This window comes from Marivirga harenae (assembly GCF_030534335.1).
Taxonomy (GTDB): Bacteria; Bacteroidota; Bacteroidia; order Cytophagales; family Cyclobacteriaceae; genus Marivirga; species Marivirga harenae.
The window spans coordinates 1,464,447-1,482,019 of the sequence record NZ_CP130565.1 but is presented as its reverse complement, the minus strand read 5'-3'; the positions used below and the strand labels follow the sequence as shown (position 1 = coordinate 1,482,019).

Annotated in this window: 14 protein-coding genes; all 14 read right to left on the bottom strand. The window is 35.3% G+C overall.

The genetic code is table 11. The annotated features are described in order from the left end of the window. Nucleotides 1-2 precede the first annotated feature (2 nt). The 14 genes from Q3Y49_RS06295 to Q3Y49_RS06235 all read right to left on the bottom strand — a co-directional run bounded on the left by Q3Y49_RS06295 (nt 3) and on the right by Q3Y49_RS06235 (nt 17,357). Nucleotides 3-5,807, bottom strand: a complete 5,805-nt coding sequence (locus Q3Y49_RS06295) for a T9SS type A sorting domain-containing protein (RefSeq protein WP_303271437.1) — start codon at nt 5,805-5,807, stop codon at nt 3-5. Then, nucleotides 5,807-6,829 (bottom strand): UDP-glucose 4-epimerase GalE, encoded by a 1,023-nt coding sequence (gene galE / locus Q3Y49_RS06290; protein WP_303271436.1) that lies wholly within the window; start codon nt 6,827-6,829, stop codon nt 5,807-5,809. The genes Q3Y49_RS06295 and galE overlap by 1 nt, the downstream gene beginning before the upstream one ends. Further along, nucleotides 6,826-8,022: a glycosyltransferase gene (locus Q3Y49_RS06285; protein ID WP_303271435.1), complete on the bottom strand. Its 1,197-nt coding sequence runs from the start codon at nt 8,020-8,022 to the stop codon at nt 6,826-6,828. Before Q3Y49_RS06285 ends, galE begins: the two co-directional genes overlap by 4 nt. Then, entirely contained in the window at nt 8,019-8,849 is an 831-nt protein-coding gene (locus Q3Y49_RS06280) for a glycosyltransferase family 2 protein (protein WP_303271434.1), read from the bottom strand. Before Q3Y49_RS06280 ends, Q3Y49_RS06285 begins: the two co-directional genes overlap by 4 nt. Before the next feature lie 10 nt (nt 8,850-8,859). Next, a complete protein-coding gene (locus Q3Y49_RS06275) occupies nt 8,860-9,819 on the bottom strand; it encodes a hypothetical protein (RefSeq protein ID WP_303271433.1) in 960 nt (319 codons plus the stop codon). Beyond that, nucleotides 9,812-10,888, bottom strand: coding sequence for a glycosyltransferase family protein (locus tag Q3Y49_RS06270; RefSeq protein WP_303271432.1), 1,077 nt, complete (start codon nt 10,886-10,888; stop codon nt 9,812-9,814). The genes Q3Y49_RS06275 and Q3Y49_RS06270 overlap by 8 nt, the downstream gene beginning before the upstream one ends. A 118-nt stretch (nt 10,889-11,006) precedes the next feature. Further along, entirely contained in the window at nt 11,007-12,131 is a 1,125-nt protein-coding gene (locus tag Q3Y49_RS06265; protein WP_303271431.1) for a glycosyltransferase family 4 protein, read from the bottom strand. Beyond that, a complete protein-coding gene (locus Q3Y49_RS06260) occupies nt 12,091-13,113 on the bottom strand; it encodes a glycosyltransferase family 2 protein (protein WP_303271430.1) in 1,023 nt (340 codons plus the stop codon). Before Q3Y49_RS06260 ends, Q3Y49_RS06265 begins: the two co-directional genes overlap by 41 nt. After that, nucleotides 13,110-14,108, bottom strand: coding sequence for a glycosyltransferase family 2 protein (locus tag Q3Y49_RS06255; RefSeq protein WP_303271429.1), 999 nt, complete (start codon nt 14,106-14,108; stop codon nt 13,110-13,112). The genes Q3Y49_RS06260 and Q3Y49_RS06255 overlap by 4 nt, the downstream gene beginning before the upstream one ends. Before the next feature lies 1 nt (nt 14,109). Next, nucleotides 14,110-14,838: a class I SAM-dependent methyltransferase gene (locus tag Q3Y49_RS06250; RefSeq protein ID WP_303271428.1), complete on the bottom strand. Its 729-nt coding sequence runs from the start codon at nt 14,836-14,838 to the stop codon at nt 14,110-14,112. Then, the gene (locus Q3Y49_RS06245; RefSeq protein ID WP_303271427.1) at nt 14,838-15,533 is read right to left on the bottom strand and encodes a TylF/MycF/NovP-related O-methyltransferase; all 696 of its coding nucleotides are present in this window, start codon (nt 15,531-15,533) and stop codon (nt 14,838-14,840) included. The genes Q3Y49_RS06250 and Q3Y49_RS06245 overlap by 1 nt, the downstream gene beginning before the upstream one ends. Beyond that, nucleotides 15,530-16,738, bottom strand: a complete 1,209-nt coding sequence (locus Q3Y49_RS06240) for an ABC transporter ATP-binding protein (RefSeq protein WP_303271426.1) — start codon at nt 16,736-16,738, stop codon at nt 15,530-15,532. Before Q3Y49_RS06240 ends, Q3Y49_RS06245 begins: the two co-directional genes overlap by 4 nt. A gap of 92 nt (nt 16,739-16,830) precedes the next feature. Next, the gene (locus Q3Y49_RS18725) at nt 16,831-17,112 is read right to left on the bottom strand and encodes a type II toxin-antitoxin system RelE/ParE family toxin (protein WP_367892475.1); all 282 of its coding nucleotides are present in this window, start codon (nt 17,110-17,112) and stop codon (nt 16,831-16,833) included. 26 nt (nt 17,113-17,138) lie between these two features. After that, nucleotides 17,139-17,357 carry a hypothetical protein gene (locus Q3Y49_RS06235; protein WP_303271425.1) on the bottom strand — a complete coding sequence of 73 codons (219 nt, stop codon included), beginning with the start codon at nt 17,355-17,357 and terminating at the stop codon, nt 17,139-17,141. Between the last annotated feature and the right edge of the window lie 216 nt (nt 17,358-17,573).

The following is a 17,573-nucleotide window of genomic DNA, read 5'->3' as shown; positions in this document are numbered from 1 at the left end:
CTTTACTGAAAAATGATCTTTTTGACTTTTTCTTGACCTTGATGGCGAAATCGGAGGAAATAAATGCCAGGACTTAGACTTTCTCTTTGGATCTGGATTTCGTTGTAGCCGGCCTCTAAATCATAATTGAATATTTTCACTTGTCGGCCGTTGCTGTCTTCCATACTGATTGTCAATTGATCAGTTTCAGGGATGATCAGTGGAATGGTAAATTGATTAACCGCAGGATTAGGATAAATATCCATGACTTTAAATCCACTTTCTAGATTGGTGCACAATCGATTATTTTGACTGTTACTGTCATTGTAATCACCGGTTTTAGGAGTTGCATTAATACAAATTTTTGACAAGCCTCTTAATTGCTCATCTGTTAGTTTTAAACTTAATGAAAAGTTTCTATTGCTTTCAGGATACAGCGGAGTTTCTAAGCTTTCCGTTACCGAATAACTGCCTAAGTCAACATCCAAATCAATCCTATCCGGAACCAAGGAGCCCCTATTGCTGATGTTTAAAACAAAGGTGGTGAATTCATCATCTTTGCTTACCCTTAAATTACTTAGTGAAACATCTAGACTAGGCTCCCTTACTCTTATTTGCTCGTAATGTTCGTCAGTACAGCCTGCATCATTGGTGAGAATGAGGCCCAGTAGGTAAGTGCCGGGTTGGGTGATGGTGTAGTTGAGTTCTTGGCTGTTGGAGATGGTGTCGTTGCCTAACAACCATACGTATGATGAGCCGGTCTGACTATCGTCTGACCTTGATGATGAAGTTGGAAGTTGAGAGTTAGTGGTGGGAAGTTTGGATGACACCCCTATAATCCCCTCAAGGGGATAGTCCTGCCCGCTTGGGCTTGTGCTTAAAGTGAATGGATAGGCTCCGATGTTTTGGGTGATTTCAAAGAAGGCTGTTGGTACTGGGGAAATGCTGATTTCTTTGCTTACGCTTTGCACACAACCGCCTTGGGTTTCTACTTGAAGACTGAGAAGATAGTCTCCACTATCCTCAAAAATATACTGCGGCCGGGCATCGGTGGATATCACTTCCCCATCAATACTCCAATTATATTTTTTCAAATTATTCCCATTTAAATCCGTTAAATTTTCAAACTCCACGGCTTCCCCAGCACAGCCTGTTCCCCAAGCAAAATCTGGTTCGGGCAATTCGTTGATGGTGAAGCTTTTCGTAATGGCATTGCTGCAAAGATTTTCATTCTCTTGTCGGTAGGTCAGCTGATAATTACCTGCTTGACTGAATAGATAAGCAAAATTCTCGCTTTGACTGCTCTGCAAAATTTCTCCTTGAGCATTTTTCAATTCCCAGAAATGGGCACTAATACCGGCTATATTTTGAGGGGTGAACAATCGGTTTTCGTTGATACAGCTGTTTTCAAATTCGAAATCAGGTTGTGGCAATGCATTGACCGAGATGGTTTGAGTGGTATCGGTAGTACAGCCATCAGAGGTGGTGACTTGCAATCGTACATTATATGAGCCGGAAGCAGGGAAAGCAAAAGTAGGATTGGCCTCCGTGGAAACATCCGTTTGGGTGCCGGAAACGCCAAAATCCCAGAAATAATCGGTGATATTGGAAACTGCAATATTCACCTGTTCGCTAAATTGAACGGGCTGGTTGGCACATGCCACTTCCGCCTCAAAAGCCACTGATGCCAAGGGTTGAATGCTGACATCCTGCGAGATGGTAAAGTCACATCCGTTGGAGGTAAGGGCTGTTAATTGTACATTATAGGTACCGGCCGTATCGTAAAGATGGCTAGGATTTGTTTGGGTGGACTGCGTGCCATCCCCAAAATCCCATTGGAAACTTTCCAAAAATTCGCCTTGACTGGTATTTTCAAACTGAAGAATTTCATCCAGGCAATTATTCGCTATTTGGAAAGCCACTATTGGCCCCGGATTGACAGAAATGGTATCGGTTTTCTCCACTTCACAACCGGCCATATTGATACTTTGTGTTACAATATATTCTCCTGCTTCCTGGTAAATATGCTCGGGATTTTCTTCCGTGCTAGTGTTACCATCACCAAACTCCCAGAAAAAAGTGGCTTCAGTAGGTAGCGTTGTCAAATTGTCAAAAACGATAGGCTTTTGTGAACAAACACTGCCTTGGGCACTGGCCTGAAAATCGGGGACAGGCTGTTCCAAGACTTGCACTGAATCAACAAAAAGGTTACTACAGCCACTGGTATCACTTACGCTTAATTTTACGGCATAGGTACCAGCAGTGGCAAAAGTATGATTAGGATTAGCCTCCGTACTTATTTCACCATCCCCAAAATCCCATTGATAGCTATTAAGCTCGGCTGTACTTTGGCTTTCAAATTCAACGGCATTTGCAATACATAAATTATCCCCTGTGGTAAAAGCGATGTCAGGTGCTTGGTTTTCTGTTACGGTAATTTCTTTGGTGATAGAGGCTGAATTTCCGTTAGGGTGGTAGGCGGTTAGGGTTATTGGGTAAGTCCCCGGTTCAGCATAGAAGGCCTGTGGTTCGAATTCAGTAGAAAAGGCTGTGGAAACAAGGCAATCGTTTGGGAAATCAATAATTACAATCTTGTTAGCTGACCATACAGTACTTAAAGCAACAAAGCTAGAATTCTCCTTTGCTATATCAAGCTTAAAATTGTTTTGAAGACTACCGAATTTACCCAAAGAACTAAATTGAATTGTATTTAAAATACTGTCATCGAACTTCAATTTAAGTAAATTCCCACTCAGCGTAGAAATAAAACCATAATGATTACTCGCGTCCCTTACTAGCTTAATGCTGTAGGGATTATCTGGAGGTAAGTCTACTGGGGTGATATTAGTGCTGCTTGGATTTGAAAACAAATTCAGTCCAAAATCTAGTCTATGTAATGTGCGTGAGCTGGAACCCACAATAAAGCCGTACCAATTGTCAGCTTCCTTAACAAAATCTATATCCGCAATATTAGTAACTCCTGTAAAACTTGAAGTTACTAGAATGTCTGCGGGAGTTGGAATATTGGATAGATGAGTACCCAAATTAATTATTCGTAACAGATCTGTACCCGTATAAAATGCAACCCAGCTATTTTGATCTTTAACGACTTCAATCCCATTATTTCGAAGGTCTTGGTTTCCTGCAAGAAGTACATCCACAACAGGATTGGGATTTGCAAGATCAGTACCCATGCTAATTCTCACAAATTTATTGGTGTTTCTGTTAGAGACAAAGAAGTAGATACTATCATTTTCAGTTACTACTTTTATATCTTGAGGCTGGTCAAGTGCATTACCGAGATTACCAATATTTGAAATGAGGGGGTCATTTTTTAAGGAATTTCCAAACTCTAATTTGGTGATGGTACTATTCGTAATATTAGTAATAAAGCCATACCAAAGACCTTTAAACTCAATTAGTGAAATGCCTATAGGTGTTGATAGGTCGCCTTCCGTGAATTGTTGAATCGTTAGATCTGTTAATTCGAAATCACCAACACAAAAGTCCCACTCATATTTCTCAGCATTCATTGAATTGTTTTGCACCTGAAAGTTTTCATCGATACAAACCTCAGAAGGCAAATTGAAGTAAGGAGTAGGCTCATTTGAAGCCTGTACTTCAATTATACGCTGGGAATTGAATACGCAACCCTTTGCCGTTATGACTTCCAAATTGACCGTATATTGCCCTTCGCTTAACGCATAAATAGCCGTATCTGTAGTTTGTATTTCTCCATCAATATCCCATCTATAGCTTATATTTTGAGAGCTGTCAAAATCATTATTCCAATTAACCCACACGTTGAAAGGAAGGTTTTCAAAAGCCTCGGTTGAGTAAATACTATCCACAACTTCATCGAAAATTTGAATATTTTGGATAGTAATATTTTCACATCCACTGGCATTACTAACAGTCAAGATTGCTTCAAAAGTACCTGGATTATTGTAAGTAATTTGAGGGTTTTCAGCTGTACTGTTTTCCCCGTTACCAAAATCCCATTGATAACCTGTAATATTGGCTCCCGTGCTTAAATTTGTAAACTGAATGGCTTCCCCCAAACAATTGCTGTCATAGGAAAAATCTACTTCTGGCCCCTCTATAATCTCCAAAGTGGATTGATAAGTCACTACACAACCCAAAACATTGGCCTCTATTGTGATGGTTTTAGTTCCTGAACTTTCAAAAATAAAACTAGGATTTTCTTCTGTGCTACTGCCTTCTCCATTAAAATCCCATGACCAGACTACATTATCTCCAAAATCAAAGGGAGTAATGTTGTTAAAATCAATAGATTCAAATGTGCAGTACTCTGTTTCAGTTGTTGAAAATTCTGGTTGAGGCTCTGGTAAAATAATTAAGGTGTCATAAAAGATATTGGGGCATCCATCTGTGCTTTCTATTTCCAAAGTGATAATATATTCCCCGGACGCGGTATATTGATGCATTGGAGAAATGTCAGTACTTGTATTGCTGTCCCCGAAACCCCAACTGTAAGTGGCGATATCACTTGATGTATTAAAATCAAATTGTACATTATCTGCTATACAATACGCAGAATCTGAAATAATTTCCCCAACTGGTGCTTGGCTTTCACTTACGGTGATTTCTTTGGTGTTTGAGGCTGAGTTGCCGTTAGGATGAAAGGTCGTCAGAGTGATCGGGTAGGTGCCTGAAGTCGAATAAGAAGTTATAGGTTGGAATTCAGTAGAGAATTCGGGAGTCACTTCGCAATCATTTGGGAAATCTATGATTATAATTTTATTGGCATTCCATATTGAAGTTAGCCCAACAAACTTTGAACCATCTTTGGCAATATCAACTTTAAAATTATTAGATAAAACATCAAAGTTACCTAAGGAGGTAAATGTTAAAGTATTTAATATGCTTTCTCCAAAATCCAATCGCAAAAAATTACCGCTTGATGTGGAAATAAAACCAAACTTATTTGATCCTTCCTCTGCTAATTTTATGCTATAAGGTTGTTCTGAAGAAAATCCTGTTGGAGTAATATTATTGACACTAGGATTTGAAAACATACTTATTCCAAAATCTAATCTATGAAGTGTGCGTGAGCTATATCCTACGATAAAACCGTACCAATTATTACTCTCTTTAATTAAACTAATATCCCCAATATTACTAACACCTGTAAAATTGGAGGTAACTAAAATATCTGATACATCTGGAATGTTAGATAAGCTATTTCCTAAATTAATTATTCTTAAAAGGTTTGTTCCAGTGTAAAAAACTATCCAAGTATTATCATCCTTTACTACTTCTATTCCATTATTTAAAAGATCTCTATTGCCACTTAATAAAACATCTACAGTTGGTGCTGTATTATTTAAATCAGTTCCTAAATTTATTCTGACTAACTTATTATTGTTTCTATTTGAGACAAAAAAATAAATACTGTCATTTTCTTCTACCACCTTTATATCTTGAGGATTATCAAGTGCGCCCCCCAAATTCCCAATATTAGAAATTAATGGTTCATTTTCCAAAGAGTTACCAAACTCTAATTTAGTGATTGTATTATTGGTAATATTAGTAAAAAAGCCATACCAAAATTCCTTGTATTTAATTAATGAAGTACCAACAGGTATTGACAAATCGCCTTCATTTGACTGGTTAATTACAAGGTCGTTTGCTTCTAGATCCCCTTGACAAAAATCCCACTCATAACTATCCGCGTTGATAGAGCTGTTTTCCAGTTGAAATTGCTCATCTAAACAAACCTCAACTGGTAAGTTGAAATCAGCTGTGACTTGAGCTAAAGCTGAAAATGAAATTGAAAAGAATATGATACTAAATAGAAATCTCATTAATATATTATATCATTTGCCATTAACGTATCTTCAACCATTTGTGCTAGATTCTTATTTGCTCTCCAGTTTAATTTTGCATTAATTTTAGATGAATCAGCATATATTTCAGCTACTTCATTTTTTCGTTTTCTTACAATGTTCATTGGGATTTGTATGTCTAATTGACTCTCGAACTCATTTATTAATTTAAGTACTGAAATTCCCATTCCACGCCCAACATTATATACATCATAGTTTAAAGAACTGTGTTCTTGATTTAAAAATTCCATCGCTCTTAAATGGGCCTCCACCAAATCCTCCACATGAATAAAATCACGAACACCACTTCCATCTTTAGTGGGTAAATCATTTCCGTAAACGGGTAATGCATTTACTTCTCCTTTAATGACACGAATGATTTGTGGTACAATATTCTTCGATCTATTTGAGTAATACTCTTTTAAGCCTGCTTTTGAATTAGAGCCGATTGGATTAAAGTATCTTAAAGATACCGCTTTAAAATTTCTTTCCTTAGCAACATCTTTTAAAATATTTTCGCAGATCCATTTAGAATTAGCATAGGGATTTTGAGGATTAATGGGGTGGTTTTCATCAACTGGAATTTTATTAGGTTCTCCATATAATGCACAAGTAGACGAAAAAATAAAATTACTTAATTGAATTGAAGAAGAATATTTTAATAGATTTATTAATCCGCCCACATTATTTTCATAATAAGCTTGAGCATTGTTGATAGATTCAAATGGATCTTTTAGTGCAGCAAAATGTATGATTGTTGTTATATCAGTATGACTACTAAAAAATTCTTTAACACCTTTACTATCCTTCAGGTCTAGATTTTCATTATGAATTTCCTTTTTGGTGTATTCTTCAATTTTCTGCAGTGAATCTTTTGTGCTATTGGAGAAATTATCAATTGTAATTATATTGTTATAGCCTAGTTCTAGCAATTTTAAAATGCAATGAGACCCAATGTAACCAGCTCCGCCAGTTACTAATATTTTCGTGTTATTATTCACTCTAGTAAAACTTTATTATAAATAGATTCAACCTGACTGAAATTTCTGTATTTCTTTGCTATGGCACTGTAATGCGAAGAATCCAATGGCAGATCTAATAAATGTTTAAGTCTTTTTATCACATTCTGTAAGTTCAGTTGTGTGTATTTCTCTATTAAAATCCCTCCTTTTTCCTTTTCAATAAAATCTGATTCATCACCGATACCTTGAGAAAGCAGTATAGGTAATCCACAAGCCCAGTATTCACCAATTTTCACTGGGGACTGAAACCTACTAACTTCCATACTTTTGATAGTGGCAAAAGCAAAATCTGCAATATTTAAGAATTGGGGCATTTCTGAATGTTTGACAAATTTTTTAATAAGTTTTTTTTTGGGGATATTAAATTCCTTGAGTCTTTTATTGATAAATGAATCTTTCTCATTACTCAAAAGCAATAGATGAAAATTATCAAGCTGATTAGAAGCCTCTTCAAATAGTTTAAAAGCTTCTTTATCGTGATATAAATTGCCAAATTTACCTGCATAAACTCCAACCGTTGCATCAGTTGGAATATTAAGTTCCTTTCTCATCTCCATTTTGATATCACTATCAGGGTAGAACTTACTCAACTCCACCACACACGGGACAACCTCTATTTTCTTTGGGTTTACCCCTTCCTTTTCTAGTTGTCTTTTATAATTTTGAGAAACTGTTAAAATATTCTGAGCCTTAAGTTTTACTTGTTTTTCCCATTTCTTTTGAAAAACATATCGGGGATCGTAGCTTTTCCAAGTTCCAGAAAATTTCATGTATTCTGCGTGCGGTTCGTAAGACTCTACTATAAATGGAATTTCAAGCACTTTGGAAGCCTTCAAAGCTAAAACGCCAGCAGGAGCTCCCCTTGCAATTATCAAATTAATATTATTCTCTTTTGAATATTTAATAATTTGCTTCGGGAAATAATTAAAGTCATAGATCTTATTGAGCAAATTAGGTTTAATATTTTTGCTAAATATAGGTTTATAATTGACCCGTAATTCTTGTAAAGATAGTTGCGACAAATTGCTCGGTTTTTCTCTTTGAGTATTTACAAAATGTAACTCTTCGACCCCTTTTAACTTTTTTAATATTTTTAAGTTGGGAAATATGGTAGAATGGGTTAATGGATCATCCAAATTCCAATAGCCAAGATATAAAATTATTTTACTCAATTGACCTTGATAATTTCATTATTTTTAAACCAGATTCTTATCGCGTCTATAAAACTTCCTTTCGATAAATAATCTAAAGTCATCGATTTTAGAAATTTTAACCTAAAAATAACTAGATCAACAAAACGAATCTCTTTCCATTTTTTAAGTTTTGATTCAATATATCTATATCCATTTTCAAGTCCACTTAAATTATTCATGACAGAATTAGGGCTATCTCTATAATATAAAATTGATTCTGTTGTAAATGAATAAAGTCCACCGTTTCTGGACAACTTCATATAGTAAAATAGCTCCTCACCATGAGTTAGATTTTCATCTAAAAGCGTATCTTTAGCATAGCTTGACTTTACCATCCAAGTGGGGCCAAAAAAAGACTTCCCAGTTAATTTCACTAAATCTGTTAATGGATTCCCACTAAAAGATGGAGTCCAAACATTATAAATTACATTTAAATGTGAATTCATTCTTACTACTTGGCCATCTACAAATGTAACTTCTGGTTTGTCTTCAAAAACCTTTAATCTATGTTCTAAACTTGTAATAGTTAAAACATCATCCGCATCTAAAAAACAAAAAAAATGCCCTCTTATATTTTTTAAGCCACGGTTTCTTGCTGAACTCACCCCATTATTTTCTTGTTCAAAATACCTTATCCTTTTATCATTGAATGACAAAGCTATTTTTTTTGAGTTATCTGTACTCCCATCATTTATTAATAATAGCTCCCAGTTTTCATGAGTTTGATTAAATACTGACTCAATAGCTTCATTTAAATATTTTTCGGCCTGATAAAATGGAATAATTATAGATATAAGTGCTCTCAAAATCAATTATTTACTGGAAAGAAATCGTTGGTAATGGTGAATTTACATTATAAAGGTGAATTTTGAAGTAATTTAGTACTTCCCTAATTTCATTAATCTGCTTTTCAGAAAGTTGCTTTTGCCAATATTTTAATTGAGAACCTTTACCATCAAGGATCGGGCTCCCCTTTACTGTGGAAGTACTTGCCTTATTTAATTTAGAAAAAGCTGATTCTGGAAATTCTATCCTCCACTTATCTTCGATCCTTTTTAGTTGCTGAATTCCATCCATAATCAATGATTCATAAGTAATAGTTATCCATTTTTTGTTATTCTCATTATGATTTAAAGGAACAGAATTACAAAGGCACCAAGTAGCAGCTAATTTTTTAATTTTTGTGTCAAGAGATAATAAATAACTTTCATGTTGAGTATAAAATTCAGAGTAAGGTTTATCATAAGGGATTTCGAATTGATTACTCACTTTATCCCACCCACCTTTCTTTAATTGACTAGCTACAACTGCACAAGGATGACGCACAATATATAAAGGCAAGTAATTAAAATTAAACTCGTGAGTAAGCCAGGGTAAAAGTTGATTTGCACGGCAAAATTTAACTACTAATTGGCTACAATTTTTAATCTCCATAGGCTTAGTAAACTGACATAAATATGAATTTAAAATCTTACCTGAGAATAATTTTTCAAAAGAAGCTTTAATTTTTGGCTCAGAAGCATTTTCAGATATAAACTGACGATAGGAGAAATTTAGATTTTTGAAGGTGGGTTCTCTTTCTAGCAATAAAGGCTCCCAAAGTATTTCTGTTTTAGGGATGGACTGTATGATTTCGGCTAACCAAGTTGTCCCTCCTCGAGGATCACCTACAATGGTCATAACATTATTCGGCTCGAGCTCTCTTTTTAATTGGAAATGACCCCAACGAAAACGATTATATTCGCGTAAGAGTTTATTTAGTATTCTTTCAATCATCTGACATCAATTGCTCCATTCGCTCTATTAGTTTATCGTAGGTATAATTTAAAGCATAATGTATTCGATCCTTCTTTTTGTCTGTATGATTCCAAGCATCCAAATTAGCGACTACATTTTTGAATAGTTCTAAATATTCATCCGCTGATTTGCTCATGTAAAAAAGCTCTTTTTGATAGAGCTCTTCATATTCTGCTGTCCAGGTTGCCATTATCATCTTGCCCGAAGCCAAGTATTCCATCATTTTGTGAGGAGTAGCATACTCACTGTCATAAGCTAGTTGATAAGCTAATAAAAGGACATCAGCAGTAATTAAGTATTGAGGAAGTTCCTTTGCTGGAACAGATGGAAGGTAGAATCCATTTGCTTTTTTAATGAGAGTATTAATAGCTTGATTGTGCTCACTTTTACTTCCTAAAAATACAAAATCCACTTTTGGACATTGATTGACTAGCAAGTTCATTAATGACCAATCAATATGTGGCATATCCATATTACCAATATAAAGTGCCTTTACAGTATTTTGACCTGGTAAGGTAATTGACTCGTATTGATTATTAAACTTTTGTACTCCATGACCTATTAAAAAACTGTTATCATTGTATTTTGCTAGACGCTGAACTAATGGAGGAATAACGCCTATGCAGAGATTTGCAGTACTAGCTGCTAGCTCAGTATTAAAATCCTGATTTAAGTCTACTATGTGTGAAATGCAATAGACTTCTTGCGGCAGAGCCGAAAAATCAAAGAAAACGGAATTGTCAAAAGACCAAACGATATCAAATTTCGTACGGCAGCGTTTTTGTAACTTCTGAAACTTCTTTCGAATACGTTGCCTTTGCAGAAGGCTAGGAAAAAATCTCAACCCTTTTATGAAGCCTTGGTAGTGAACCGAAAAAACATTGTGGTATTCCGTCTCTTCACAAGACTCTTGGGCCGTAGGTGGATTTAAAAAATATACTTTATTGCCTCTCTTTGCCAAATAAGTAGCATAATGATGCTTAGAAACAAAGATGTGATTCCAAGGTTCGGGGGAGATAAGGAGGATGGTTTTGTTTTGAAGGTTCATTTAATAGAATAATAACAACTGTTTCATTAGAAAGATTTTCATTCTGCATAGTTACATGAAACATACTAGGCTTGAGAACTGCCGAGTAAACTTACAAAGTACAGAAATGTCTTTTTGGTCAATTTTTTTCAGCTAATTCCTTGTAAATTTTTCCAACGATCTCCATATTATATTTCATATCCATCATTTTCGAAACTTCGGGAGATAATGGGTCATGCTCAGTATTTTCGTCTAGTAGAGTCGTTATAGTTTCTGAAAGTTCGGTAGGATCCCAACTACTTAGTCTCACCACATTTTCAGAATAAATATCTTGATCATAGTCTAATGGACCCAGTATTATTTTGACTCCACAAAGCAGTACCTCCATTGCTGATACTGGACTCCCATCTGACACAGGCGTCATAACGACTAAAGCAGATTTTTTATATAGCTCAAAAACCGCCTCTTGTTTCTGCTTCCCAATAAATGAAAAATCCACGTCAGTCATTTTAGACATGGTTTCCATTAAGCTATTTTGATAATCTATGTCGCCACAGTCTTTACCTACAAACACCATTCTATATTTTTTCTTTAGCTTTATAGGTAACCAGTCTATAGCTCTTAAGCAGAATTCATGGTTATAAATTGGTTTGATATATCGGGGGAAAAGTATAAATGGCTTATCATCTTTAAGTGGAAAAAACGATCTAGTATCTGTCTTCAGTCGTTCCAAATCTACACCTGTCCTCACGACAGTCATTTTGTCTTTTCTTCCCGAGAATTCAGTAATAGAATCTAATTGTCTTTGCGAGGTTCCTGTCACCCAATCTGCCTTACTAAATACATATTGATAAGCTGGTCCTACTAGTTTATTTATAAAATTCTTTTTTGCAAACACCTCAGGGATGGTTTTTAGTACGTCTGTCCCTAATGTGGTAATTACCATAGGCTTTTTAAAATACCATCTAAGTAAGCACCAAAGAGCACTTGGCTCAGCATATTGGATATTTATCACATCAATATCGTAGGACAAAATTGTTTTTTTGATAATCCTAGCTGATCGAATAGTTCTAAATATCCAGAAAAAGGAAAAGTCGGAAATTGACTTGATAATAGGTAGAGAATTCAAATCTCTATTAGAATATTCTACAAAATGTGGTTTTCTGGCAATTATATACGTTTTAAACCCTTGACTATTCGTGAAATAAGTAATCCATTTTTCATCATGAATCGAATTCGGATCTGCTATAAACAATATATTCATTGGGTACTCGTTTAGAAATAGTAAATGTAAAATATATAGACATACGCACGCAATAAAAAAAGGTACGCCAGTTTTTGACAAGGTAAGGGCGTTTGATAATACTGTGCCATGAAGTTTTTATTGCTTTGACATAAAGTTCTGCATACATATAATCAGCCGCAAACTGCCTGTATATTTTAGAAGGATCTTCGATATATGGCAATCGGAGCTCATTTAAATATTGATCTACCAGTTGAGATTTCCCTTCCATAAGATCATCTGTTCCCCTTTCTCTACGTTGTTTGGCAAGATAAATAACAAGATCCTTGGCAAGTAATCTATCTGGGTCACAAACTTTTGAAATTGAGGTATCATGCTGCCTATAGTAATATAGAAAATCAGGTAAGTTATAGCATGGATATTTTTCTGCAATTAAAATAGATAGATCATAATCTTGATATGATAGTCTTTTAAAATAACTTCTAAAACCTCCGCCAATATCATCAAGTACTGACTTTTTTATAAACATTGTAGACCCACCAATAACATTATTTGAGTATATATCCTTAATTATATCTTCATAATTTAATGGCCTGTTACTATGCCTTATTATTCTACCATTTTTATTTATATATCCCATCTGACAGCCAACCATCCCCAATTTTGCATTTCGTGAAAATGCTTTCAACTGGAGTTCTATTCTGCTCGGACTCATAATATCATCTGCGTCTAAGAAAGTGATGTACGACCCATTTGCCTTACTTATCAGTAGGTTTTTTGAAATAAAGGCTCCTGTATTTTTCGTTTTTGCAACCAATTGTATCCTTTTATCCGAAAAATCGCTAATTACTTTGCATGTCTTATCCGTAGAACCATCATCACAAATCAAAAGCTCCCAATGATCATATGTTTGGTTGACAATAGATTCAATAGCTTGATGAATATATTCTTCCGCATTATATGCAGGCATTATGATTGATACTAAGGGTTTGACGGTACTCATTTATTTAAAAGATAGTTTCGAAGAACCAAAGGCTCAGTACATAGCAGTTTTACTAAAAAGTTGGAAAACTGCAAAAAGGAATGTCGTCTACTGATTAAGAGGAGATAAACAACCCTCTTATTGTAAAATTCGGAACTTGCTGGGCTAATCTTAGAATTTTTACTTTTATGGTATCTTTTGAGCTTCCGTAGTTTCTTGTAGAGAGCGTAAGTCCTATTGGGAGGGAGCATATCATATCCCTTGTGAAAATTTCTCAGAAATAAGGTTTCCTCTGTACTAAGCTCGACATGCAAGGCATCGAACCATAAAGTACGTAAAGTCTCATTAGAATTACTTCTTTGTATTTCTCTTTTTCTTGCAGTAATTGATTGATTGTGTTGCCTATATTTTAATAAAGGCTGGTCTATATTTCCTAGTTTGCCCACAAGAATAGCTCTTGTCCATAAATCATAATCCTCTGAAGGTAGTTTTTTTGGATTATACCCGCCCAATTTAATGATAGCCTCTTTGCTGTACATCACCGTAGGGTGTGCAAGTGGGTTGATAAAAAAGCTGATAAAGAACAAATCACTAGGTTCTGTTAGTCGTTTCGGCCAGCCAAGTGACCTTCCGTTTTCATCTATGCTAATAGATTCAGTTCCGCATATTATAATACCACTATTTTTATTCAGATAGTCTAATTGTACTTGCAATCTGTCCGGCATTGAAATATCATCGCTGTCCATTCTTGCGATGTATTCTCCCCTTGCCAGTTCAATTCCCTTATTCAAATGTACAACGTAGCCCCGGTTCTCCTTACTAAAGTACGGTTTAATTCTCTTGTCGCTGATAGCATATTTTTGTATAATTTCCTTCGATTTGTCGGTTGAGCCATCATCAAAAATTAAGAATTCAAAATCAAAAAGCGTTTGATTTAGTATGCTTTCAATTGCATCTTCTAAATACCTTTCAGAATTATATACAGGCATTAGAACAGAAACTAATGGAGATGTCATTTTACTTTAATTTATTGTAAATAGCATTTTTTAATGCTCTGAAAGATCTTTTGATTCCTGCGGAACCGTCTTCAAAACTATTTTCTGAAGCTAGAGTCTTCTCAAGCGATTTAATTTTTAAATCCCACAAATCGGGGTGGATTTCTGCTATAACAGTATGAGGCTCTTCTTGAATAACCTCTTTACTGAAAACAAACATATTCTGCCGATACCAAACATCTACCTTTGGGTTGTTCCAGACTTTCGGCCGAATCAAATCGTATCGTTTGTAGCCATACTTAATAAATTTGTCAGCCCAATATTGAGGCCATTGTTCATTGATGTGGTTTTGGCCTCCTTGTCCAGGAATTGCTGCTGAAAAAACAATATTATTCGAATGCCTACATAGGGTCTCTATTAATGTATCACTCACTTCCTCAGGTAAATGTTCAGCAACCTCTAGACATAAAACCAAATCAAAATCACGATCTAAATCTATTTTATACCTTAAATCAGCCTCTTGAAAGAACTCATCTTTTATAACTAATTTTGATTTATCTAAATAACTACCGTCCAACCCTAGAATATCTGTAATGTCTCTCTTTTCATAAAACACTTTTAACCAAGTACCCAAACCACATCCAATGTCTAAAATACTTTCAGGAGAAAATATGCTATCAATAAGTGGGACAATGAGTTCAGCAGCCTTGGTGTTATGTATATCTTCAGTATGAATATATAGTTTCTGCATTAATCTTGTTTAATTATATATGACAACCCCTTTGCAGTTTTATGAATCCTTGATGTTGATTTAGTTTTGCTCAAGAAATCATGCAAAGCCCTACTGCAACCGTCCCAAGTGTAATAGTCATCGAAAATTATGACTCCACCTCTAATTACCTTTGGAAATAAGTTGTCTAAACACTCCATAGTAGAGTCATACCAGTCTGCATCCAATCTGAGAATAGCTATTTTTTCTTCAAACTTGTAATTTGGAAGAGTTACCTTAAACCACCCTTTAACTAATTCAAATTCTGCACCGCTTAATAGCATGGCCTCTTCAGCTTCCTTAATTTCTGCTGTACAATTATCGTGGTAATTTGGTCCATTGATATTTTTTTGCCATTTTAATGCGGCTTCACCATCAATCTCCTTAGCATCAGGCAATCCTTCAAAACTATCAAATAGGTAAACCCTTCTATTTGAAAATACTTCTGCCATGCCTGCACTCATTCCGCCTCTCCATACCCCGCATTCTACAATACACCCATCGACATTTGAAAAACCCGATACTAATTCAATGTTATCAACATACAAATCATGAGGAATCATTGTAAATTTACAATATTTCGAATATAGCTTAGCCCCTAGATCTTCAAAAGGATGCTTAGCCTTAATTTTATATCCAAGTTTACTAACAGTGAACTTTATAATTTTCTTAATCATGTAATCAGTTTAGAATGAGGTACTATGTAACCATTTTTGTGGGAATGCGGCTGCGTTCTTGCACTAATAGGAGAGGTATCTATCTCAAATGAAACACGCTCTTTTTCCCAACTAAAAGTGTCAGAGTAATGAGAGCCAACCCATACTGAAACCGTATAACTACCCGGAATTAAGGGAGGTAAAACTATCTCAGAATCAATCTCAGTCTCTTTATTATAATTGATAAAAGGTTTCTCTGTAGGTATAGCCTGAAAAATCGGAACGTTTTCAATCGAATATATATTGAAAGCTATAAAAGCAGGTAAATGCCTAGTATTTGAATTCAACTTTGTTATCACTCGTAACTTGTGCATTGGCTGCTTGCCTTCAACGAAAACTGTAACACCAACTATTTCTAATGGTAGTTTAGTATCAAGTTTTTCTTTTATCCAAGAATTTGAAGTAGTGGCATGTTTCACACTTCCCAAATATTCCTGTATGGTTTTGTCAATTGTATCATGAAAATTTATCCTGCCATCAAGCAAGAAAATTCCATTCTGACAAAGAGTTTGCACCGCCCCCATATTATGACTCACAAATATCACCGTCCTCCCCTCATTTTTACTTACCTGATCCATTTTGCCTAAGCACTTCTTTTGGAATTCGGCATCTCCTACAGCCAGCACCTCATCAACAATTAGAATTTCGGGTTCAAGGTGGGCAGCCACCGAAAAAGCCAAGCGTACTTTCATACCAGAGCTGTAGTGTTTAACGGGCGTATCCAAAAACTTTTCTACTCCGCTGAAATCCACTATTTCATCAAATTTTTGTCTGATTTCGGCTCTTTTCATGCCCAATATGGTGCCATTGAGATAGATGTTTTCCCTGCCTGAAAGTTCTGCATGAAAACCAGTCCCTACTTCCAATAAAGAGGACACACGTCCATTTATTTCAAAGCGTCCTGTGCTTGGGTCTGTAATGCGGCTGAGTATTTTCAAGAGAGTGCTTTTGCCTGCTCCGTTCCTGCCAATTATTCCAACAGCCTCTCCATGTTTGATTTCAAAGTCAATGTCTTTCAGTGCCCAAAAGACTTCTTTCTCGCTGGCATCGGGCTTGAAGATGTTCTTCAGCTTATTGCCAATGGCATGTCGGAAGTCTCCTTCTTTTTTATGGCCGATGATGTAGTTCTTGCCTAAGCCTTGTACGCTGATGGCGGTGTTGGTCATATTTTGTTTGGTTTCTCGCTAAGTTTAATTTTTTGAAAGCCTAAGGCTTTGGGCTAACCACAAAGGCTCGAAGGCACAAAGAATCTGTATTATTAAATATCTTTTTTGATTTTATTTGGTGCTTGACGTTTATCAAAAACATCTGTGATCAAAATATCATCATCTATTATATCGTAAAAAATTTTGCAGTGACCGCTAATTAGGTATCTATGTCCTAAATTTTTAAAGGTTAATAAAGGATCTATTCTACCAATTTTAGGATGGTCTTCAAGTTTTACAGTAGCATTTACAATTTCAGTTTGGATTCTAATGCCAACATCCTCACCAGCAATTCTTTTATAAAATTTGACTATTTTTTTCCAGTGCTTAAACAGACTGTTCAGACCAAAGTATCTTCATCCTACCAACTTTCCGTAATTTTCAATAGCTCTTTTGTAGAAAAAACCTTACCTTCTCTATAATCTTTTTCGGCTTTTTCAGAGCGTTGAATAATATCCTGCTCGGTTAAGTCTTGTAACTTATCTTCTTCAAATATCAAGGCAATTTTATCTAAGGTACTTTCATCCTTATGCTGAATAATTCTATTAATTAGTGATAGCTTTTTTGTTTGAATGTCCATGATAATTAGATTTCAATTACTATAATTTACACAATTCAATTTAAAAATTAAATTATGCAATTTCATTTTTTAACTTAACAGGGATATTGTTGTCGTGGTTTTGTTTTTAGATTCGATTATAACCTCAAATAATATTATGGATCTCTAGAACTCTTACTTAAAGCTGGCATCTGGTTTGAAGATGTTTTTCAGTTTTCGTGATCCCCACTTTGCTCC